This is a genomic window from Pontibacter ramchanderi (genome assembly GCF_002846395.1).
In the GTDB taxonomy this organism is placed as follows: Bacteria; Bacteroidota; Bacteroidia; order Cytophagales; family Hymenobacteraceae; genus Pontibacter; species Pontibacter ramchanderi.
Genome location: NZ_PJMU01000005.1, coordinates 47,881 through 69,939, shown reverse-complemented (window position 1 = coordinate 69,939; position 22,059 = coordinate 47,881). Strand labels below are relative to the sequence as shown.

Genomic DNA, 22,059 nt, shown 5'->3' with positions numbered 1-22,059 from the left:
CTTTTGCGAGCGCCCTTTAGTTAAGTCTAACTTTTTAATGTAAAAAGTGCTATCAATATAATAATTGACAAATATTTGTACAGGCAGGTATAGAAATTTCAGAAAAAAATAATTAAAATGCACTAACGAACGTAGGCATGGCCAACGCTGTGCTGTTCGCCACACGCTTTATAACAAGACTGACACTAACCTAAGCAATCACCATGAACGTAACGCGTACGCTTGATTTGCTGCCTTTTCAGCTGCAAAACGCTCCCCAACCAGACTGCCTGGCCACCAAAGTAAACGGACAGTGGGTAAAATACAGCACGAAAGACGTGCAGGACATGGCCAACCAGGTGAGCCTTGGGCTGCTGAAACTAGGTATAGGGAAAGGCGACAAAGTTGCCATAATTTCATTGAACAGACCGGAATGGGTTTTTGCTGATTTCGGTATACAGCAGATCGGCGCGATCAGCGTGCCCATGTATCCCACCATCACGGTAGAAGACTACCGCTACATTTTTAATGATGCCGAGGTAAAGGCGGTTTTCGTGTCCGACAGCGAACTCTATAATAAAGTAGTAGCTGCTACCGAAGGCATGGAGGGCGTGAAAGAGATCTATACCTTCGATGAGATACACGGTGCCAAAAACTGGAAGGAACTGGTTGCACTGGGGCAGGGCGAGGATGTGGCCCAACTGGAGCCCATGAAAGCCGCCGTTGCTCCGGACGACGTACTCACGATCATCTATACCTCTGGTACCACTGGCAACCCGAAAGGGGTAATGCTGACGAACTCGAACCTGGTGAGCAACTTTATGGGGGCGCTGCCTTATGTGCCCTTAAATGCCTCGCACCGCGCACTCAGTTTCCTGCCGCTCTGCCATATTTTCGAGCGCATGCTCCTATACCTATACCTGCGCGTTGGCGTGTCGATCTACTATGCCGAGAGCATCGAGAAAGTGGCCGACAACCTGAAAGAGGTGCAGCCGCACGTGTTCACCACCGTGCCGCGCCTGCTCGAGAAGGTATACGACAAGATTGTGGCCAAAGGCATGGAACTGACCGGCATCAAGCGCAAGCTGTTCTTCTGGGCACTGGAGCTCGGGCTGGACTACGATACCCGCGAAGACAAAGGCTGGTGGTACAACAAGCAACTGGAACTGGCCAATAAACTCATCTTTAGTAAGTGGCGCGAGGCGCTGGGCGGTAACGTGATCGCCATTGTGTCGGGTGGCGCCGCTTTGCAACCGCGCCTGGCCCGTGTGTTCTGGTCGGCTAACATCCGCGTGATGGAAGGCTACGGCCTGACAGAGACATCGCCGGTAATTACCGTGAACCGCTACGAGCCGGAGAACAATGTGATCGGTACGGTAGGTATGGTGATCGACGGGGTGGAGGTAAAAATAGCCGAAGACGGTGAGATCCTGACCCGCGGGCCGCACGTGATGAAAGGCTATTATAAGAAGCCGGACCTGACCGCCGAGGTGATCGACGCCGAAGGCTGGTTCCATACGGGCGACATTGGCGAACTGGTGGAGGGCAAGTTCCTTAAGATCACAGACCGCAAAAAAGAGATGTTCAAAACCTCGGGCGGCAAGTATGTGGCACCGCAGCCGATCGAGAACAAGCTGAAAGAGTCGGTGGTGATAGAGCAGGCCATGGTAGTGGGAGCCGGGCAGAAGTACGCCGCTGCCCTGATCGTGCCTGCATTCCTGGGACTGCAGGACTGGTGCGCGCACAAAGGTATACCGTATACCTCCGATGCCGAGATGATCAAGAAGCCAGAGATTCTGGAGAAGTACAAGCGCGAGATAGACAAGGCGAACGAAGGCCTGGCGCAGTACGAGACCATCAAGAAGTTTACGCTCATACCTAACATGTGGACAGTGGAGAGCGGAGAGCTGACTCCGACCCTGAAGGTGAAGCGCAAAAACATCTCAAGCAATTACCAGAAAGAAATAGATGCCATGTTCTAACCAAGGCACTTTTACAAACAAAAAACCCTTTCCGATCCGGAAAGGGTTTTTTGTTTGTAACCATTCTCCGGATTATACATAAACCATATAAAAAGGGATAATTACGAATAACCCGCTTTTGATAAATAGGGCGGGATGCGAAATAATTTTTTTATATAAAATAGTATGCTTGCATAACATTATTTTATATATTTGGTATAAACACTATAATGCATGAAGCCTGAAGAGACCGTAGATTATAATGTAAAGGTATGTTGGCACGCCATTTCGCGTATGTACAATACCGAGGCAGCCAAAAACGACATTACCACTTCCATTGGGTTCGTCCTGCTCAACATCAACCAGGAAACAGGCACCCCGGCCACCAAGATAGCTCCCCTGCTCGGCCTGGAGGCACGCAGCCTGACCCGCATCCTGAAGAGCATGGAAGAAAAAGGCCTGATCTATAAGGTGTCGGACGACAAAGACAAAAGGCTGGTGCGCATCTTCCTGACCGAAAAGGGGCTGGAGAAGAAAGAAGTGTCGAGGCGCACCGTGCTGCACTTTAACCACAAGGTGCAGGATGCCATTCCGCAGGAAGAGCTGAATACGTTCTTCCGTGTGTCGGAGCGCATCATCAACATGATCGAAAACAAAGAGATTTTCTAACCATAGTAGACCATCAAGCTTTTTCTATGAAAAGAATTATTAAGAAAGTAGCCGTGCTGGGCTCTGGTGTCATGGGCTCCCGCATTGCCTGCCACTTTGCCAATATCGGCGTGCAGGTGTTGTTGCTCGACATCGTACCGCGCGAACTTACCCCCGACGAAGAGAAAAAAGGGCTGACGCTGGAAAGTAAGCATGTTCGCAACCGCATTGTGAACAGTGCACTGCAGGCTGCCATCAACTCCAACCCTTCGCCGCTTTACCGCAAGTCCGACGCCCGCCTGATCCAGACCGGCAACTTTGAGGACAACATGAAGGAGATTGCCACGGCTGACTGGACCATTGAGGTAGTGGTAGAGAACCTGAAGATCAAGAAGACAGTGTTCGATCAGGTGGAGCAGCACCGTAAGCCGGGCACCCTGATCACCTCCAACACTTCCGGTATACCTATCCACATGATGCTGGAAGGTCGCTCCGACGATTTCAAGAAACACTTCTGCGGTACGCACTTCTTCAACCCGCCTCGTTATCTTAAGTTATTAGAGATCATACCTACGCCAGATACGGATCAGGATGTTGTCGACTTCCTGATGCACTACGGCGATCTGTACCTGGGCAAGACCACGGTACTGGCCAAAGACACACCAGCCTTTATCGCCAACCGCGTGGGCATCTACGCCATCATGCAGGGCCTGCAGGTGATGAACAAGCTCGGCCTGAATGTGGACGAGGTGGACCGCATCTCGGGCCCGATGATCGGTCGTCCGAAGTCAGCCACTTTCAGAACACTGGACGTGGTGGGTCTGGACACCTTGGCGAACGTAGCCAATGGCCTGTACCAAACGGGTGAGCAGGACGAGTCGCGCGAGTTGTTTAAGCTGCCGGACTACCTGCAGAAGATGGTAGAGAACAAATGGCTGGGTGATAAGACAGGTCAGGGCTTTTACAAAAAGACAAAAGACGCGAAGGGTAAAACTGAGATCCTGACGCTCGACCTGAACACCATGGAGTACGGCCCGAAGCAGCGTGCTAAGTTCCAGAGCCTGGAAGTGCTCAAGCCGATCGAAGATCTGAAAAAGCGTATCAAGGCGTTCTCCAAACAAGAGGACAAGGCTGCTAAATTCTTCAACGAATCGCTTTATGGGCTGTTCCAGTACGTAAGCAACCGCATACCGGAAATCTCTGACGAACTCTACCGCATCGACGATGCCATGCGTGCCGGCTTCGGCTGGGAGTTGGGTCCGTTTGAGTATTGGGATGCGATCGGTGCCCGTGAAGGGGTGCAGCGCATGATCGAAAACGGCTACCAGCCGGCCCGTTGGGTAGAGGAGATGCTGGAGCATGGCAAAGAGTCCTTCTACGTTGTAGAGAACGGCAACCGCCGCTATTACGACATCAACAGCAAAGAATACAAGGCCATACCTGGCGCGGAGAACTTCATCATCCTGGAGAACCTGCGCGGTAATAAACTGATCTGGAAAAACAGCGGTGCCTCCATCATCGACCTGGGTGACGGCATCCTGAACGTGGAGTTCCACACCAAGATGAACACCATGGGCGGCGACGTAATCATGGCGCTGAACAAAGGCATTGAGCTTGCCGAGAAAGATTTCCGCGGTATGGTGGTCGGCAACCAGGGCACCAACTTCTCTGCCGGTGCCAACGTGGGACTAATCTATATGTATGCGCTGGACCAGGATTACGATGAACTGAACATGATCATCCGCCAGTTCCAGAACACGATGATGCGCATGCGCTACTCGGCTATACCTGTGGTAGGCGCGCCGCACGGCCTTACGCTGGGCGGTGGCTGCGAACTGAACCTGCACTGCGACCATATTCAGGCGGCTGCCGAGACTTATATGGGTCTGGTAGAGTTTGGCGTGGGCCTTATACCTGGCGGTGGCGGTACCAAAGAAATGACGCTGCGCGCGGCCGACATGTACGCTGATGGCGACATCGAGCTGAACGACCTGAAAAACGTATTCCTCAACATTGGTATGGCCAAAGTTTCCACTTCAGCGAAAGAGGCAATTGATCTGGGCTACATCCGTAAGTCAGACGGCATTTCGGTGAACAGCAACCGCCAGATAGCCGATGCCAAGGCACAGGCCATAAGACTGGCAGAGGCTGGTTATACCAAGCCGATCCAGCGCACAAACATCAAGGTGCAGGGCCGTGGCGCGCTGGGTATGTTCCTGACGGGTGCCAACGCGATGTTCACTGGCCGCTACATGTCGGAACACGACCTGAAGATCTCACAAAAGCTGGCCTACGTGATGTGCGGCGGCGACCTGTCGGCCCCAACCGAGGTGAGCGAACAGTACCTGTTGGACCTGGAGCGCGAAGCCTTCCTGTCACTGACCGGCGAGCGCAAGACACTGGAGCGTATCCAGAGCATCCTGACCACAGGCAAGCCGCTAAGAAATTAATGACTAATGAATAATGAGTAATGATTGTGCTCTTCATCCGCAATACTGAAGAATCAACAATCGGCCATTTAACAATTTAGCAATTAGAAAATATGAACAACGCATATATCGTAGCCGGATTTCGTAGCGCAGTGGGCAAGGCCAACCGTGGCGGTTTCCGGTTCACCAGACCCGATGACCTGGCCGCTGATGTCATCAAACACCTACTGGCCTCTGTGCCTGCCCTTGACCCCGAGCGCGTAGACGACCTGATCGTAGGAAACGCCGTGCCGGAAGCGGAGCAGGGCCTGCAGATCGGTCGTATGATCGCCCTGTTGTCACTGCCGATGTCTGTTTCAGGTATGACCGTGAACCGCTACTGCGGCTCGGGTGTGGAGACTATTGCCATTGCCTGCAACCGCATTGCCGCAGGTATGGCCGACTGCATCATTGCAGGTGGTACCGAATCGATGTCGATGGTGCCGACTGCCGGTTGGAAGACTGTGCCGAACTACAAGATCGCTAAAAACAATCCGGACTGGTACCTGAGCATGGGCCTTACCGCTGAGGCCGTGGCACAAGACTATAAGGTTTCACGTGAAGACCAGGACGAATTTGCCTACCATTCGCACCAAAAGGCAATCAATGCCATCAAAAACGGTTACTTCAAAGACCAGATCGTGCCGGTAACGGTAGAGGAAACCTACCTCGACGAGAATGGCAAGAAGAAAACCCGCAACTACGTGGTAGATACCGACGAAGGTCCTCGTGCCGATACTTCTATAGAGGCCTTGGCGCGTCTGAAGCCCGTGTTTGCGGCTGGTGGTACGGTAACAGCCGGTAACTCTTCCCAGACTTCTGACGGGGCTGCCTTTGTGGTTGTGATGAGCGAGCGCATGGTGAAAGAACTGAACCTGGAGCCAATTGCCCGCCTGGTAAGCTACGGCACCGGTGGCGTGGATCCGCGCATCATGGGTATGGGCCCGATCGCCGCCGTTCCGAAAGCCCTGAAGCAAGCGGGCATGACCCTCAACGATATTGACCTGATCGAGATGAACGAAGCCTTCGCGGCCCAGTCCATCGCCGTGATGCGTCACTTGGAATTTGATCCAGCCAAGCTGAATATCAATGGTGGTGCTATTGCCCTCGGTCACCCACTGGGTTGCTCTGGCGCCAAGCTGAGCGTGCAGCTCTTCAGCGACCTGCGCCGCACCGGCGGCAAGCACGGCATCGTGACCGCCTGCGTTGGCGGTGGCCAAGGCGTAGCTGGCATATTTGAATTACTGAAGTAAATACTAACCTGTACCTAAAACACTAATCATAATCTGCCATGGAAAATGTAACAGATAAAAACAAAGCCACTGTCCGCGGTGGTGAATTCCTGATCAAAGAAACAAATCCGCAGGACGTGTTTATACCTGCCGAGTTCAGTGAGGAGCAGCGCATGATGGCGCAGACCTGTCTGGACTTTGTGCGTGAAGAAGTGAACCCGCTGCTCGACCGTCTCGATAACCACGAGGAAGGGCTGATGGAAGGCCTGATGAAGAAGGCCGGTGAACTGGGACTTTTCGCGGTATCAATGCCGGAGCAGTACGGTGGCCTGAACATGGACTTTAACACCTCCCTGCTGGTAACGGAATCGGTAGGCGGGGGACACTCGTTCCCGGTGGCTTTCGCGGCGCACACAGGTATAGGCATGCTGCCTATCCTGTACTTCGGCACCGATGAGCAGAAAGCTAAGTATCTGCCACCATTGACTTCTGGTGAGTGGGCGGCGGCGTACTGCCTCACCGAGCCAGGCTCTGGTTCTGATGCCTTGGCGGCCAAAACCAAAGCTGTTCTGAACGAATCTGGTACACATTATATCCTCAACGGACAAAAAATGTGGATCACGAACGCTGGCTTTGCAGATGTGTTTATCGTGTTCGCGCAGGTGGACGGCGATAAATTCACGGGCTTTATTGTGGAGAAAGGCTACCCAGGTCTGAGCCTTGGCAACGAGGAGCATAAGATGGGTATCAAAGGCTCGTCTACACGCCAGGTATTCTTGTCGGACTGCGAAGTACCGAAAGAAAACGTGCTGGGTGAGATCGGCAAAGGTCACCTGATTGCCTTCAACATCCTCAACATCGGCCGCATCAAGCTTTGTGCAGCTACGCTGGGAGCCTCCAAGAAAGTGGTGGACCTGTCGGTAAAGTATGCCAACGAGCGTCAGCAGTTCAAACTGCCAATTTCGAAGTTTGGCGCTATCCGCCACAAACTGGCGGAGCAGGCTATCCGCATCTACGCGGTGGAGTCGGCGCTGTACCGTTGTGGTATGGACATCTACCGCAAAGAGCAGGAACTGTTAACAGCTGGCAAGGGCGAGAACGAAGCCATGCTGGGTGCCGCCCGCGAGTTTGCCGTGGAGTGCGCCATGCTAAAAGTAGAAGGCTCTGAAGTACTAGACTACGTGGTGGACGAGGGTGTACAGATTTACGGTGGCTACGGCTTCTCAGCTGACTACCCAATGGACCGTGCCTACCGCGACTCCCGTATCAACCGCATCTTCGAGGGTACCAACGAAATCAACCGCATGCTTACCGTTGACATGATCCTCAAGAAAGCCATGAACGGCGAACTCGACCTGATGGGCCCAGCCCAGGCGGTACAGAGCGAACTGATGGCTATACCTGACTTTGGGTCGGAAGAGGAGGGGCTGTTCGCTGCCGAGCACAAAGCCATCCGTAACCTGAAGAAAGCGATTCTGATGGTAGCAGGCACGGCTGTGCAGAAATACATGAACTCGCTGGCTAAAGAGCAGGAGATCCTGATGAACATCGCCGACATGGCTATCAAAACCTATGTGGCTGAATCGACGCTACTGCGCGTAGAGAAGCTGGTAGGTATGAAAGGTGAGGAGGCCGTAGCAAACCAGATCGACATTGTGCGCGTGACCGTGAACGATGCCGTGGATACCGCTTACCTGGCAGGGAAGGACGCTATTGCCTCCATGGTAGAGGGTGATGAGCAACGCCTGTTGTTCATGGGCCTGAAGCGTTTCACCAAAAAAGACCTCTACAATACCAAAGAAGCCCGTCGTCGTATTGCGGCTTCCATGATCGAGGCAAATGAGTTTGTATACTAGATTCTGACAAATCTATAGTTTTGGAAAGGCTGCTTCCGTAGGAGGCAGCCTTTTTGTTTGCAAGGTAGTGTGGTAAATTACTTCATGTGGCGAGGTACGTATTATTTGTAGAGAGGATCGATAAGAAAGTTTAAAGGTATGGAAGTGACCTGTCTGATTCCGTGTTACAATGAGCAGGACCGCATTGCACACGTGCTGCAAGTGGTAACGCAAGTGCGGGGTATACAGCAGGTTATTTGCATTGACGATGGATCATCTGACAACACTGCCACCATGATAAGCCGCCAGTGGCCTATGGTGCAGGTCATCCGGCTCAGCCAAAACCGGGGCAAGGCAGCTGCCATACAATACGGGCTACAGTTTGTGCAGCACGAACTGGTATTGCTAATGGATGCCGACCTGCAGGAGTTAAATGGAGTCGAGCTAGAAAAGGCCGTCAGCGCTTTCGGGCAAACAGCCCAAGTCGATATGCTCATTTTGCGTCGTATTCGGTCGCCTTGGTTTGTGCGCTGGTACCGTAGCGACATTCTGTTATCCGGAGAGCGGCTATTGCTGCGCCATGACCTGGAGCAGGTGCTGGTCCAACCTGTGGCGCGTTACCAGTTGGAGGTAGCCATTAACCGCTACATGATCAAGCATCACAAATTAGTGCGCTGGGTGCCCTGGTCGGCCATGAATACTTACAAGGTAGACAAGCTTGGCGTGTTGGAGGGGTCTCGCCGGGAGCTTAAGATGTACATTGAGATTGTGGATTATGTGGGATTTGTGCACATGCTGGTGCAACTGGGCTCCTTTACCCGAAGGCTCAAAAAGCAAAAAAACGCGACCAGAGAGTGGCCGCGCTTTTTTGCAGGTATAAAACTATAGCTTTTACTTGATCTGCAGGCGACGGAGCTGCAGGCTGTTCGCTTTTTTGGATGGTCGCACCACCACTACGAGGTCTTTTTCGCTTAGCCACGCCGTGAAGTCTTTGACGTAGGCGGTGTCCTCGCCTTTGGCCACGTTTAAGCCGGCAGCTTTAGGGGATTCGGCTTTGCCGGTGGTGGTATCAATGCGGCGCAGGTATAGGTCGTGCTTGCCTTCCAGCTCTTCCAGCGTGAGTAAATGCAGCGTGTTGCCAGCCAAGTTATAGCGGTACGATATACCGGAGAAAGCCTCGTCGGCCGGTGCTTTCTGGTTTTTCATCAGCACAGAGCTCCAGGCAGTACCCATAAACTGATCATAGGCAAACAGGTGTATCTCCTTGGCATAGTAGGGTGAGTTTTCGCCTCCTTCCATGTACTTTTTCTCAGCCAGCACAATCAGCTTCTCCTCAGGCGTCAGAATCAGGTCGGTCAGGTAAATATCCTCCAGGCGGCTGGCTTTGGCTGCACCGCTTTTGTCCAGCTTATTTATGCTGGCCAGGTACTCGGGTGTAAACCGGAATTCCTCGGCAAACACCATGTCTTCGTTTTCAAAATCGAACTTTACGGACTTCAGGCTGTAGTAGTCACCGGTTTTTTCGTCGGCGGTAAGCACCACGCCATAGAGGTTGCCATTGGGCTGCAGTGCATACTTACTATCCATAATGTATACCTTCTTGCCATCGAAAGTGCCGCCCACCAGCACCGACATCCCTTTTACCTCCGGCGACTTGAGGGTATACTGGCGCACGGTCAGTCGTTCCATGTTCTCCGAGATCAGGCTGATGAACTGGTCGCCAGCGTCGTTTAGGGCCACTTCTGCTGATACAATGCCACGCAGGTCGCTCAGGTTATACTTGGTGTCCTTTGTTTTCTGGAGTTTGCTATCATACAGGCTGCCGCTTATACCTTGCACCACCTGGTTTCCCGTTACATTAAAGCGATAGGCCAGCAGCCGGTTGCCGTCCGGTGAAGTGGCTATACCTGCTTTGCGCACGTCAGCCGGCGCTTCGAGCAGTAGGACCGGTTTATCTTTCTGCCCGCTCCGTAAATCGACCCGATGCGCATACAGCACCTGGTTTCCCTGCTCGTTGGTGCGGTGGGTGATCAGCAGCACCGCGTCCTGGTTCTTCGTGAAAGCCTCTACCGTTTCCTCAGCGGCGAGGGGCACGCTGGCAGACCAGGCTTTCTTGAGGGCGGCATTGTAGCGTTCAATGGCATACTCCGAAGGTTTGCTGCGGCTCAGTATCACGAAGCCATCAGCGCCCAGAGGGAGCGTTTTGCTGCGGATAGTCTGGTTGTACTGGTCTTCGGTATTGTCAGGTATGTAGCTGAAAGGTATAGCCGCTTTTTTGCCCTGGGCCGATACCGGTGTGGCTGCATAGCTTGTGGCCAGGAGCAGAAGCACTAACAGGCGCAATGCCCTTAAGGGAGTAAGGTTAACAGGTAACTGCATGTTTGTTCTGATAGATATTCAGGAGCTAATATAATCAAAATTGTTTCTCGTGGAACGAGGTATAGGCTAGTCACAGGCCGTAAATCAAAGGTATAGGTTTACAGTTGCACCTCCTCGGCCAATACAGATACTGGCTGCTTGTGCTCATCGATGGCTACAAAGGTAAAGCTGCCGTGTACCGCCTTCAGCCGTGTGCTGGAGTACATTTCCTCGACAAAGATCTCTACCTGCACTTTCAGGCTGGTATTGCCAACACTGCTTACCCGCCCGATCAGCTCCACAATGGTGCCGGCAGGTATAGGCTGCGTAAAGTCTATTTTGTCGGACGATACCGTGACTACCCTTTTACGGCAGAATCGGGTAGCCGTTATGAAAGCCACCTCATCCATCAGCTGCATGGCGGTGCCGCCAAACAGTGTGTCGTAGTGGTTGGTTGTGTTCGGGAAAACTGCCTTGAAGATGCGCGTTTCTGAATCGGTAATACGTTTCTGTAAATTCATGCTATATGGGGTTGGTGTTGCTGAAATACAGGTATGCCGCGTCGCACAGCTTTAGCTGTGGTTACAAGGTGGATAGCGATGTGATCGATCAGCGACATACACGGGTGATTTTGGCATGCCGGCGCAGGTATGGATGTGGAGAGGGAGTGAGCGTACCTGCATGGCAAAGACAACTCAGGCCGCAGGAGATGACTACTATGCTACCACAGGCTTCAGGCGCGAAAGCATGCGTGAATAATAGTTGAGGCAAGTCTCCTGGCTTGTAACATAGCTGCCGTCCTTCTCATCCGGTTCCCGGACAATGGACTACTGTTTAGCAGCAATTGATCATTACTTACAGTTGCGCGTCAGCCCGTGATTTGCACACGGTTCCTTTTTAAACCCCAGCCTATACCTGGCTGCGGTACCACCAACGCCGTAAAGATAGGAATTTTTAACTGATGCGGCTCCAGTTGATCGTGTTTACGCTGAGCGATTTGATGTGGCGCATGATGTTTTGGTGCTGTGGTTGATCCAGTTGCGGGTCTTCGTTCAGCACACGCTGTGCCGCTGCCCGTGCCTCCTGCAGGATGGGAGCATCCTTGGCCAGGTCGGCAATGAGCAGGTCGAGAACGCCGCTCTGCTGCGTCCCCATCAGGTCACCCGGTCCGCGCAGCTTCAGGTCGATGTCGGCAATCTCAAAGCCGTTGTTGGTGCGCACCATCGTTTCGAGGCGGGTTTTACTGTCTTTGCTAAGCTTATACCCTGTCATCAGGATGCAGTAGCTCTGCTCCGCACCACGCCCCACACGGCCCCGTAACTGGTGCAACTGCGACAGACCGAAGCGCTCGGCACTCTCGATGATCATCACGGAAGCATTCGGCACGTTCACGCCTACTTCGATCACGGTAGTGGCTACCATGATCTGGGTTTCGTTGCGCACGAAGCGCTGCATTTCGTAGTCTTTGTCCTGCGCCTTCAGCTTGCCATGCACCATGCTCACCTGGTGCTCCGGAAAAGCGCGTCGCACGCTCTCGTAACCGTCCATCAAATCCTTGTAATCCATCCCTTCCGACTCTTCTATGAGCGGGTACACGATGTATACCTGCCTGCCCAACTTGATCTGGTCGCGCACGAACTGAAACACCTTCAGGCGGTGCGAATCGAAGCGGTGCACCGTCACGATCTCTTTACGGCCGGCCGGCATCTCGTCGATCACCGACACATCCAGATCGCCGTAGAGCGTCATGGCCAGGGTGCGAGGTATAGGCGTGGCTGTCATCACGAGCACGTGCGGGATGATGCGTGGGTTCTTGCGCCAAAGCTTAGAGCGCTGCTCCACCCCAAAGCGGTGCTGCTCGTCCACAATGCAAAGGCCCAGGTTATGGAACTGTACCACATCTTCCAGCAGGGCATGCGTGCCCACGATCATTTTCATCTCGCCGGAGCGCAGCTGCTCGTGCAGTACCTTACGGTCTTTGGTTTTGGTAGAGCCTGTCAGTTTACCAATGTTTATACCTAGCCGGTCGGCAAACTCTTTGAGCCCGGTGTAATGCTGGTCGGCCAGTATCTCGGTAGGAGCCATCAGCACCGACTGAGCCCCATTGTCGGCGGCGATGAGCATGGTGATGAAAGCCACGATGGTCTTGCCTGAGCCCACATCGCCCTGCAGCAGGCGGTTCATCTGCTTGCCAGCCGTCAGGTCCTTGTGTATTTCCCTGATCACCCGCTTCTGTGCGTTGGTCAGGTCGAAGGTCATGTGGTTTTTGTAGAACTCCGTTACGGTAGGCACCTGCTTGAATACCTGCCCAGCCAGATCGGCGCGGCGTACGGTTTTCTGGCGCAGCAGGCGCAGCTGTATGTAAAAAAGCTCCTCAAACTTAAGTCGGAATTTGGCCGCATTGTACTTCTCGACCGACTGCGGAAAGTGGATGTTGATCAGCGCGTCCCGTTTGCTCATCAGGCGGTAGTGGTCGATCAAATCCGGGGAAAGCGTTTCGTTTATATTCGGTACCGCTACCTTTAGCAGCATTTCCATGATGCGGGAGATCGTCTTGCTCTCAACCCGGAATGCCTTCAGTTTCTCGGTGGTATGGTATACCGGCTGCAGAAAAGCGGCCGTTTGCTTTTCCTCTGCCAGTTCCTCCAGCTCCGGGTGGGCCATGTTCCATTTGCCATTGAAGGATGTAGGTTTCCCAAATACGATGTAGTCCGTATGGTTTTTCAGCGTTTTCTGCATCCACTTCACCCCTTTGAACCAGACCAGCTCCATCTCGCTACCGTCTTCGTCCACCAACGTGGCGGCCAGGCGTTGCTTCTTGCCTTCGCCGAGCACTTCCTTGCCTCGCACGCGCCCGCGCACCTGCACATAGGGCATGCTCTCGTCCAGCTCCGCTATTTTGTAGAATTGGGTGCGGTCGAGGTACCGGAAAGGGTAGTGCTGGATGAGGTCGCCATAGGTATAGATGTTGAGCTCCTTCTGCAGCAGCTCAGCCCGCTGCGGCCCCACGCCTTTCAGGAATTCGATCTTGGTATGGAAGAAGTTGTTCAAGGGTCTACGCTCAGGTTAGGTAAATAAGGTATAGCAGGTATACCTTACAAAAATAAGCAAAAGCCCCGACAGGTGTAAGCGTTGGCAGGGCTTTATGCTTTGTGAGTGGTAGTGGTATGTAAGAAAGTCTATAAAATCCTTGTCGATCGAATCCAATACTGGGGTTAATACTCGTAGTACGTTGCATTAAAACTGCCATTGGAGATTTCAGCAACTTCCCCCGTCATGGCGTTACGGGCTTTAAAGCGAAACGTACCGGAGACTGTTGTTTTATAACTATCTATCGATGCTATGGATAAAGAGCCTGTATGTGATTGATCCGTGCGGAAATCCTCGTTAGAATCTTCGGTATAATAACCTGCGTTGAAATGTTCTCCCAGTTGATACTCCCTTACCTGGATTCCTCTTATTGTATCTCTTACACTTACTAAGAGGGAAGTAGAGCCGTTTTGAGCGCTGAACCAGAATATACTTCCATTATCCGTCAGTGTAAATGAAAGAGAATTCGTCTTAAAGCCACTGCTCGGCCACCATCTTTTACCATTTATTCTGACACAAAATGATTCGTCGCAAAAGCTGTCTTTGGAACAGGCAAATAGGCCAGCAAGAAGCAACAGCAAGTAGAGCTTGTTTTTCATAGATAGCAACTGTTATGTTTCATGCGGTGAGCGCTGGAACGTAAGTAGTACTGCGCTACCCCTCAGAAGTTACTGACGTCAAAGCGGCCGTTGGTTACCGCTACTGTATCTTTCCCATGAACTGCCTTGAAAGCGAAGATGCCTGCCGCAATCTTGTTAACGGTGTCTGCCCTTGTGATGATGACCTTGCCCGTGTACCTGCTGGTGGTCATATACAGCTTACCAGGTATGTAGTAAGCTCCGTAATTCTGGGGCTGACTCAGTTCACCGCCGAACAAGTTAGTGGTAGTATTTAAGGGATACTCTCCGGGCTGAGATACATTACGAAGGTAAAATTGAAAGCCTGTTTTGTCTTTCTTGTAAGCTCTAATAAGTACATTGTTACGGGTAGCATCATAAGAATAAGTTCCATGATAACCACCCTCAACAGGATCAGGAGGATTAAAGCCCGTGCCACCATCGGCCACCCAAGCCTTACCATTCACAATAGCTCCCATGGTGTTGGCGCCTGTTTGCGTAGCATCGGGCAGCAGTTTCAGCTCGTCTTTCTTGCAGGCAGCAAACACCAGTGACAGAAGCAGTAGGATAAGTATGAGAATTTGCTTCATAGCGGCAGAACTGAAATGCATATTAAATATACCTTATATCATTATAAATATGCTTATGGTGATCTTCCTTTTTTACGCTATACCTGTAGGACTATTTTAAAACAGGGTATGGATACTTTAAACAAAAAAAGACCGCAGGTATACCTACAGCCTTTTGTCACAAATTCTTTTGTCAAAGAAAACCTATTTCCTGTCTTTAAACCTCAGCGTGTTCAGCAAGTGCACAATATCTTTCTTCACATACTCGATCACAGGTGCCAGCGAGTCATTCTGTGTGGCGGTTCTGAAGTAGAGTGCCCCCCGGAAGAAATGTGTGGTCGTGTCGGTTACATAGAACTGAAACTGGCTCGGAATCTCACCTTCCAACTCAAACACGGAAGCAACATCACCCTGCGGCGTTCTGATCTCCGTTTCCTCAATCGAGTAAGCCTTTATCTGGTGTTTGCCGGTCAGCTTGCGGGCGTCCTCAATCAGGTTGTTCAGCATCTTCGGGTCGTTGTTGATGGCCTTATACGTCAGCTGCACATTAGCGCCCAGGCTCGGGTAAATGATGTTGATCCAGTGCGGTTGTGCGATCAGTGAGGAATCAGGGCGAATTTTGGCGTACTTCGAATACTCAAAGGTATAGGGGTGCTCGTCCTGCAATTGCTGGTAGGCAGCTTCGGGCAGATCGATGCGGTTATAGCCTTTTGGCTTCGGGGTGTACTCGGCGGAGCAGCCGGCAACGGCCAGGGCCATACCTGCCCACAGGGCCAGCTGCAATTTAGCTGACTTTATGATAGTGCTCTTTTTTACTTGCGACATTAATCTTGATTCGTTTTACACGCTTATTGTCCGCCGACTCAACCGTAAAATGGTAGCGTCCATAAGACACTTCCTCGCCCACATCAGGTATACGGCCAAATAGTGCCAGCATCAGGCCAGCCACCGTCTCATGCTCACTTTTCACCTCGTTAAAGGCATCAAACGGAACTTCGGTGATCTTGCAAAAGTCGTGCAGGGATGTTTTACCGTCAAAGATAAAGGTATTTTCGTCGAGTTGAGAGTAAATGATTTCGTCCTCGTCGTCAAATTCGTCGTTAATTTCACCTACGATCTCCTCAATCACATCCTCCATGGTCAGCAGACCTACCGTTGTGCCGTATTCGTTCACCACGATGGCCATGTGCACATGCTTTTCCCGGAAATCCTGCAGCAGGTTCGAGATGTGCTTCGTCTCCGGCACAAAGAAAGGCACTCTGATCAGGTTCTGCCACTTAAAGTCGGCCCCCTTATCGAGATGAGGCAGCAGGTCTTTCACATACAGGATACCGTCGATGCTGTCGGTGCTCTCGGTGTAGACCGGTACACGCGAATAGCCCCATTGGATGATCTGTGGGAGCAACTCCGGCAGCGTGGCGCTCTGCGGAAAGGCCACAATATCCATCCGAGGTCGCATGATCTGCTTCACCGTAATCGAGCCGAAGTTGACAATGCCGCGCAGGATCTTGCGCTCTTCCGGTGAGGTTTCTTCGTTGGTGAGGGCCACGTCCAGGCTATGGTGCAGCTCTTCGAGGGTTTGGTTATAAGACCGTACCCGATAGCGTTTGTCGATATACGCACTAATGCGAGTCAGCAACCAGGCCAGGGGCTTCAGAAGGGGAGCCAGAGCCGAAAGAGTAGGAGCCATGCGTTCCGCAATAGCGGTCCCGTGCTTGCGGGCGTATACCTTAGGCAGTACTTCGCCAAAGAAAACGATCAGGAAAGTAACCACCAGCACACTAGTCAACATAGCGGTAGCCGACAAGGAAGTAACATTCGTTACCTGCCACGCCATGTAGGCGCAGAGCGTAATGATGCTGACATTAATAGCGTTGTTGATGATCAGGAGCGAGGTCAGCAGCTGGCGTGGACTCTGCAGGAGGTGGTGCACCAGTTGGAGTTTCTTGTTCTTGCTCGTTCTGGCTTTCTCGATCTCTTGCGGCGAGAGCGAGAAAAAAGCTGCCTCCGCCCCCGAAGTGAGGGCAGAGAGCAGCAATAAGATAAAGCAAACCGAGATGGCTGCGATATATTCAATTCTAAGTAAAGCTGTTGCGCTTTGTAAAAGTTGCAGTAGGCTATAACTTAGGGGGTCTCCGGAATCTAAACTGTCCAAAACTAGATAGTTAGGTTAAACATAGGTTAGAACGGCAGGTCGTCTGGCTCGTCGTTCTGGAAGGCAGATGCATTGCCCTTGCCGGATGCGGCAGCGCTGCTCTGTCCTGAAGGTTGTGAAGAAGCACCGCCCTGGAAGCTTCCTGTGCCACCATTGCCGCCTTCGCGTGCGCTGAGCATGGTCATGTTATCAGCCACGATCTCGGTGCTGTAACGCTGCACGCCTTCTTTATCCTGGTAGCTGTTCGTGCGGATCTTGCCTTCGATGAAGACAGACTGCCCTTTGCGCAGGTACTTTTCGGCTACCTCGGCCAGACCGCGCCACAGCACGATGTTGTGCCACTCGGTGCGCTCCTGGCGTTCGCCGTTTTTGTCTTTGAATGTTTCGGAAGTAGCGATCGGGAAACGCGCTACAGCTACGCCGCCTTCGAGGTGACGAACTTCAGGGTCCTTACCAAGGTTTCCGATAAGGATTACTTTGTTTACACTTGCCATGTCTTTTTTTGTTTAATAGTAAATTGATTTGGGCTACTCCGACAACCAAGCCGGAGGCAATTATGGCTACTGAACCTCTAGAATGCATTTGCAGACAGAAAAGTTTCAGTTTATAAATTTAGTAAAATCTTCTCATCTTTCAAATAGCTGTTGATAAGAATTGGCTTCGGTAGGGCCTCTATTTTTTCAGATGAATAAGGTGCCAGTCGCGCCTCCTGCAAAATCTCCTCACTTAAACGAGAATCGAGCCGGACAAGGTAAAAACGAGCCGTGATTTTCTGGTGGCTCAGCACGTGTTTGTACTCTTTGCGAGGCGGTAAAAGGTGATTTTCATGCACCGCTATACCTGCCTCGTTCAATTCCTTCAATAGCCTGTTGATGTCTAGTGCTTTTGTGTCGCTTTCGTGCAGGTAAAAATCGTACAGTCCTTCCCAGATGTCGCCACTCATGCGCTTGCGCATGTAATACTCGCCCTCGTGCGCAAACACCAAGTAATGAAAAAAGCGCTGCCGGGCGGCTTTGGCTTTCGACTTAACGGGCAACTCCTGCACCAGGCCGTGTGTAAAAGCAAAACAGGACTGCTGCAGTGGACAAAACAGACAGTCGGGCATTACAGGTGTGCACTGGATGGCCCCAAACTCCATAATGGCCTGGTTGAAAGTGTCGGGCGCCTCGGCAGGTATAAGCTCATTGGCCAGCTGCTGAAACACTTTGCGTGAGGAAGGAGCTGCGATATCTTCTGAAAGGCCAAATACCCGCGCCAACACCCGAAAAACATTGCCATCGAGCACGGCCACTTTTTCTCTGAAAGCAAAAGAAGCAATGGCCGCCGCGGTATAGCTGCCCACCCCGCGCAGCTTCAGCAACCCCTCATACTTGCTTGGGAATACGCCGCTATGCTCCTGCACGATCTGCTGAGCGGTATGGTGCATGTTGCGAGCCCTGGAGTAGTAGCCAAGCCCCTGCCAGAGGCGGAGTACCTCGTCCTGAGGGGCGGCTGCCAGTTGCTGCACGGTCGGGTAGGCCTCGGCAAAGCGCTGAAAATAGGGAAGTCCCTGGGCTACGCGGGTCTGCTGCAGGATTACTTCCGATAACCAGATCAGGTATGGATCAGTTGTTTCGCGCCAGGGCAAGGCCCTTTTGTGGCGCTGATACCAGCCAATAATAGTGTCGGCAAACAAAGGACTGGGTTTATTTTCCATAGCTGTGATGGGGCGATTGGTATAGGGAGTGGAAACAGACAAAGATAAAGCTTTGTTCTGGAAAGAACTTGTGTTGAATTTGTAAGATAAAGGTATCTGCCTAAAATATAAGCACATAGCTCGCGTTAGGAGGGAGGTATAGTGGCACGGGTATTGCTGCAGGATGCTCGGCGAAAAGCGGTTGAACCCAATGGGTTTAGGCGAAGCACAATCTGTAATAATTTAGTGCTAAAGCTTTTACTTGTCGAAAAGTAGGTATACCTTTGTGCCCCGAAAAATGGAGAACGGCAGCGTTGTGGTTCCTCCTGAAATATAGAAAGTTAACTTATTATTAATTTATAAAAATCTAAGAAAGTGACTAAAGCAGAAGTAATATCAGAAATTGCTGATAAAACAGGGATTGATAAGGCTGATGTGCAATCTACCATCGAGGCGTTTTTCAAAGTAGTGAAAGACTCAATGGCTGACGGCAACAACATCTACGTGAGAGGTTTTGGAAGCTTTGTAAACAAGAAGCGCGCTAAGAAAGTGGCTCGTAACATTTCGAAGAACACTTCCATCATTATTGATGAGCACTTTATTCCAAGCTTCAAGCCGTCTAAGACCTTTATTGCCAAGATTAAGAACAGCAAAAAGATCAAAGAACTGGCTCATTCTTAATTCTTTCGTATATTTGCCGGTTGCCTTTTAGGTTATCATTTAAAATACAGTCACTTACAAAAACAGGAACACATGTCACGAGCTCAAATTCTGATTCTAGTTATAGCAATCGCTTTGGCAGCGGGTATGTTCTTTCTGCCTAAGGTGGTTGTAACAAAGGATGACAGTACTGTAGCTGCCGAGCAAGCCTCTGCCTTGCCGGATGGTCACTCTGAAGATGACGGTCATGATCATGGGCCTGCCCCAGCCACTGCTGCAGCTGAGGGAGTGCATTCTATGGCGACGCCAGAGCAGCTGATGGAGCTTGCCACGGTGCGTGCCCGCTACAACAAAGCATCTGATGCCAAGACGCGTGGCCTGCTGGCCAATGAACTGGCAGCCGCTTATGCTGCAGCAAGTAAGTTTGACAGTGCAGGTTACTATTACGAGTTGGCCGCCGAAGCCCGTCCGGGTGAGAAGACCTACCGTAAAGCCGGTGACCAGTACTTCGAAGCCTTTACGTATGCTGCGACGCAGCAGCGCGCCAGCGAAATGGGTGGCAAAGCACGTAAAATGTACGAGCAGGTACTGAAGAACAACCCTTCGGACATGGATGCGAAAACAAACGTAGCCATGACCTACATCGCCAGCGAAAACCCAATGCAGGGTATAACATTGCTGCGTGAAGTGATTTCGGCTGACCCGAAGAACCAGAAGGCGTTGTTTAATTTGGGTATCCTGTCGGTGCAGTCGGGGCAATGGGACAAAGCTGCTGAGCGATTCCAGGAATTGGTAACCGTTAATCCAGACCACGTAGAGGGTACCTTCTACCTGGCCGTATCACTGGCAGAGACCGGAAAGAAAGAAGAAGCGATCAGGACTTTCAACAAAGTGAAAACGATGAGCAGCGACCCTGCTCTGATAGCCTCTGTTGACGAATACCTGGCTAAACTGTAATAAAAGAAATAATCATTTAATAAAAATTTCAAGACTATGCCTTGCGGAAAGAAAAGAAAAAGACATAAGATCGCTACGCACAAAAGAAAGAAGCGTCTAAGAAAGAACAGACATAAGAAGAAGTAATTTCTTCTGCGTTTATTGAGGCCCACATTGCTTCTGCAATTGTGGGCTTTGGTCTATACATCCAACTAATCTTTGAGAGAAATTGAGTAACGAGCTTATTATCAATTCTACTCAGGATGGAGAGCGCATCGCCTTATTACAGGACAAGAGACTCGTAGAGTTTCACCACGAAAAGAAAGACACGAACTACATTGTAGGCGATATCTTTCTGGGAACTGTAAAAAAGGTAATGCCAGGCCTAAACGCCGCTTTTATTGACATTGGCTACCACAAGGATGCATTTCTGCACTACCATGATCTGGGAGCCAATGTCAAAACGCTGAATAAGTATGTAAAGGCGGCACAGACACAGAAGAACGCTTCTGCAAAGCTTAACCAGATCAAATTCGAGCCAGAAATTGACAAGCTCGGTAAGATTGCCGATGTCCTCAAAAAGGGGCAACAAGTCTTAGTGCAGATTGTCAAAGAGCCGATATCCACCAAAGGACCGCGTCTTTCCTGCGAGCTGTCGCTTGCCGGTCGCTACCTGGTGCTCGTGCCGTTTTCAAACACGGTAAGCGTATCCAAAAAGATCGTTAGCAAAGAGGAACGTACACGGCTCAAGCGCCTGATCACCTCGATCAAGCCGGAGAACTTTGGTGTGATCATTCGCACAGTGGCAGAAGGCCGTGAGGTAGCAGAACTCGACAGAGACCTGCGCAACATGGTGGATAGCTGGGAAGAAGGCTTTAAATCGCTGAAGATTGCCAAACCCAATGACAAGATCATCGGGGAATTGGGACGTTCTTCGTCCATACTGAGAGACTTAATGAACGAGAGCTTTGACAACATAGTAGTCGACGACGAGTCGCTCTATGACGAGATCAAAGCATACATCGGTAGCATTGCGCCAGAAAAAGTTAAAATTCTGAAGCACTATACCGGTAAGACAAAAACCTTCGAACACTTTAACATTGAGCGGCAACTAAAGGCTGCCTTCGGCAAAACAGTGACCATACCAGGCGGCGGATACCTGGTGATTGAGCACACCGAAGCCCTGCACGTAGTCGATGTGAACAGTGGGAATAAATCTAATACCGAAACCGATCAGGAGGCTACCGCGCTGAACGTGAATATGATGGCTGCCAAAGAAGTGGCCCGTCAGCTGCGACTCCGGGATATAGGTGGTATCATTGTCATTGACTTCATCGACATGAAGTCGCCTGAAAACCGCCAGAAGGTATACGAGGTAGTCAAAGAGGAACTGAAGCGGGACCGATCCAAGTCGACAGTTCTGCCTATCTCTAAATTTGGCCTGATGCAGATCACGCGTCAGCGTGTAAGGCCAGAGCAGAATATCGTGACCGGTGAGGTTTGCCCCACATGCAACGGTACCGGTAAAATATCTGCCAGCATTCTGATTACTGATGAAATTGACGTAGCGGTAGACGACCTGCTTACGCGGCACAACCACAAGAGCCTCACGCTGTATGTACACCCTTTCCTGTATGCGTATTATACCAAAGGGTTGGTGTCCAGACAGCTGAAATGGTTCTTCCACTACTTTAAGTGGGTAAAATTTGTAAAAGACACTTCGCTCGGCATCACCGACTTTAAGGTGATGGACGACAAAGGCGAAGAGATAGAACTGCGCACCGCCCTGACGGAGGTGAACGAGGTGCAGGAATAAAAAATTTTAATCAGATTCAACTGGCAACAAAAAAGCCGCTCTGTTCATTCAGAGCGGCTT

18 protein-coding genes and 1 riboswitch are annotated in these 22,059 nt (G+C 51.3%); of the genes, 9 read left to right on the top strand and 9 right to left on the bottom strand.

The genetic code is table 11. The features are described 5' to 3' along the window. Positions 1 to 203: 203 nt before the first annotated feature. From BD749_RS18300 to BD749_RS18275, 6 genes are all read left to right on the top strand, one after another. The gene (locus BD749_RS18300; RefSeq protein WP_101447213.1) at positions 204 to 1,961 is read left to right on the top strand and encodes an AMP-dependent synthetase/ligase; all 1,758 of its coding nucleotides are present in this window, start codon (positions 204 to 206) and stop codon (positions 1,959 to 1,961) included. A gap of 213 nt (positions 1,962 to 2,174) precedes the next feature. Next, positions 2,175 to 2,609: a MarR family winged helix-turn-helix transcriptional regulator gene (locus BD749_RS18295; protein ID WP_101447211.1), complete on the top strand. Its 435-nt coding sequence runs from the start codon at positions 2,175 to 2,177 to the stop codon at positions 2,607 to 2,609. 26 nt (positions 2,610 to 2,635) lie between these two features. Next, the gene (locus BD749_RS18290) at positions 2,636 to 5,038 is read left to right on the top strand and encodes a 3-hydroxyacyl-CoA dehydrogenase/enoyl-CoA hydratase family protein (protein ID WP_101447209.1); all 2,403 of its coding nucleotides are present in this window, start codon (positions 2,636 to 2,638) and stop codon (positions 5,036 to 5,038) included. Between the two features lie 92 nt (positions 5,039 to 5,130). Next, entirely contained in the window at positions 5,131 to 6,309 is a 1,179-nt protein-coding gene (locus tag BD749_RS18285; RefSeq protein WP_101447207.1) for a thiolase family protein, read from the top strand. Positions 6,310 to 6,347: 38 nt separating this feature from the next. Further along, on the top strand, positions 6,348 to 8,144 hold the full coding sequence (locus BD749_RS18280) for an acyl-CoA dehydrogenase family protein (RefSeq protein ID WP_101447205.1): 1,797 nt from the start codon (positions 6,348 to 6,350) through the stop codon (positions 8,142 to 8,144). Between the two features lie 138 nt (positions 8,145 to 8,282). Beyond that, the gene (locus BD749_RS18275; protein WP_101447203.1) at positions 8,283 to 9,011 is read left to right on the top strand and encodes a glycosyltransferase family 2 protein; all 729 of its coding nucleotides are present in this window, start codon (positions 8,283 to 8,285) and stop codon (positions 9,009 to 9,011) included. Between the two features lie 3 nt (positions 9,012 to 9,014). On the opposite strand, the gene BD749_RS18270 is transcribed toward BD749_RS18275, so the two are convergent. The 9 genes from BD749_RS18270 to mutY form a co-directional block, all read right to left on the bottom strand. Then, positions 9,015 to 10,502, bottom strand: a complete 1,488-nt coding sequence (locus BD749_RS18270) for a hypothetical protein (RefSeq protein ID WP_143741283.1) — start codon at positions 10,500 to 10,502, stop codon at positions 9,015 to 9,017. Between the two features lie 98 nt (positions 10,503 to 10,600). After that, on the bottom strand, positions 10,601 to 11,002 hold the full coding sequence (locus tag BD749_RS18265; protein WP_101447199.1) for an acyl-CoA thioesterase: 402 nt from the start codon (positions 11,000 to 11,002) through the stop codon (positions 10,601 to 10,603). Positions 11,003 to 11,230: 228 nt separating this feature from the next. Beyond that, a riboswitch (cobalamin riboswitch) is annotated at positions 11,231 to 11,428 on the bottom strand. 7 nt (positions 11,429 to 11,435) lie between these two features. Continuing rightward, complete coding sequence (recG, locus tag BD749_RS18260) at positions 11,436 to 13,532, bottom strand: ATP-dependent DNA helicase RecG (protein WP_101447197.1); 2,097 nt, start codon at positions 13,530 to 13,532, stop codon at positions 11,436 to 11,438. 164 nt (positions 13,533 to 13,696) lie between these two features. After that, positions 13,697 to 14,170 carry a DUF6252 family protein gene (locus BD749_RS18255; protein ID WP_101447195.1) on the bottom strand — a complete coding sequence of 158 codons (474 nt, stop codon included), beginning with the start codon at positions 14,168 to 14,170 and terminating at the stop codon, positions 13,697 to 13,699. A gap of 62 nt (positions 14,171 to 14,232) precedes the next feature. Next, entirely contained in the window at positions 14,233 to 14,778 is a 546-nt protein-coding gene (locus BD749_RS18250; RefSeq protein WP_143741282.1) for a DUF6252 family protein, read from the bottom strand. Positions 14,779 to 14,961: 183 nt separating this feature from the next. Further along, positions 14,962 to 15,516: a gliding motility lipoprotein GldD gene (gene gldD, locus BD749_RS18245; RefSeq protein ID WP_101447370.1), complete on the bottom strand. Its 555-nt coding sequence runs from the start codon at positions 15,514 to 15,516 to the stop codon at positions 14,962 to 14,964. 25 nt (positions 15,517 to 15,541) lie between these two features. Continuing rightward, complete coding sequence (gene gldE / locus BD749_RS18240) at positions 15,542 to 16,795, bottom strand: gliding motility-associated protein GldE (protein ID WP_101447191.1); 1,254 nt, start codon at positions 16,793 to 16,795, stop codon at positions 15,542 to 15,544. 143 nt (positions 16,796 to 16,938) lie between these two features. Continuing rightward, entirely contained in the window at positions 16,939 to 17,406 is a 468-nt protein-coding gene (locus BD749_RS18235) for a single-stranded DNA-binding protein (protein WP_101447189.1), read from the bottom strand. Positions 17,407 to 17,516: 110 nt separating this feature from the next. Beyond that, entirely contained in the window at positions 17,517 to 18,608 is a 1,092-nt protein-coding gene (gene mutY, locus BD749_RS18230; RefSeq protein ID WP_101447187.1) for an A/G-specific adenine glycosylase, read from the bottom strand. Positions 18,609 to 18,962: 354 nt separating this feature from the next. Here mutY and BD749_RS18225 point away from each other — a divergent pair, with 354 nt between their 5' ends. The 3 genes from BD749_RS18225 to BD749_RS18215 all read left to right on the top strand — a co-directional run bounded on the left by BD749_RS18225 (position 18,963) and on the right by BD749_RS18215 (position 21,999). Further along, the gene (locus BD749_RS18225) at positions 18,963 to 19,268 is read left to right on the top strand and encodes an HU family DNA-binding protein (protein WP_007655567.1); all 306 of its coding nucleotides are present in this window, start codon (positions 18,963 to 18,965) and stop codon (positions 19,266 to 19,268) included. Positions 19,269 to 19,340: 72 nt separating this feature from the next. Then, positions 19,341 to 20,204, top strand: a complete 864-nt coding sequence (locus BD749_RS18220; protein ID WP_101447185.1) for a tetratricopeptide repeat protein — start codon at positions 19,341 to 19,343, stop codon at positions 20,202 to 20,204. 208 nt (positions 20,205 to 20,412) lie between these two features. Continuing rightward, a complete protein-coding gene (locus BD749_RS18215; protein ID WP_101447183.1) occupies positions 20,413 to 21,999 on the top strand; it encodes an Rne/Rng family ribonuclease in 1,587 nt (528 codons plus the stop codon). The last annotated feature ends 60 nt before the right edge of the window (positions 22,000 to 22,059 follow it).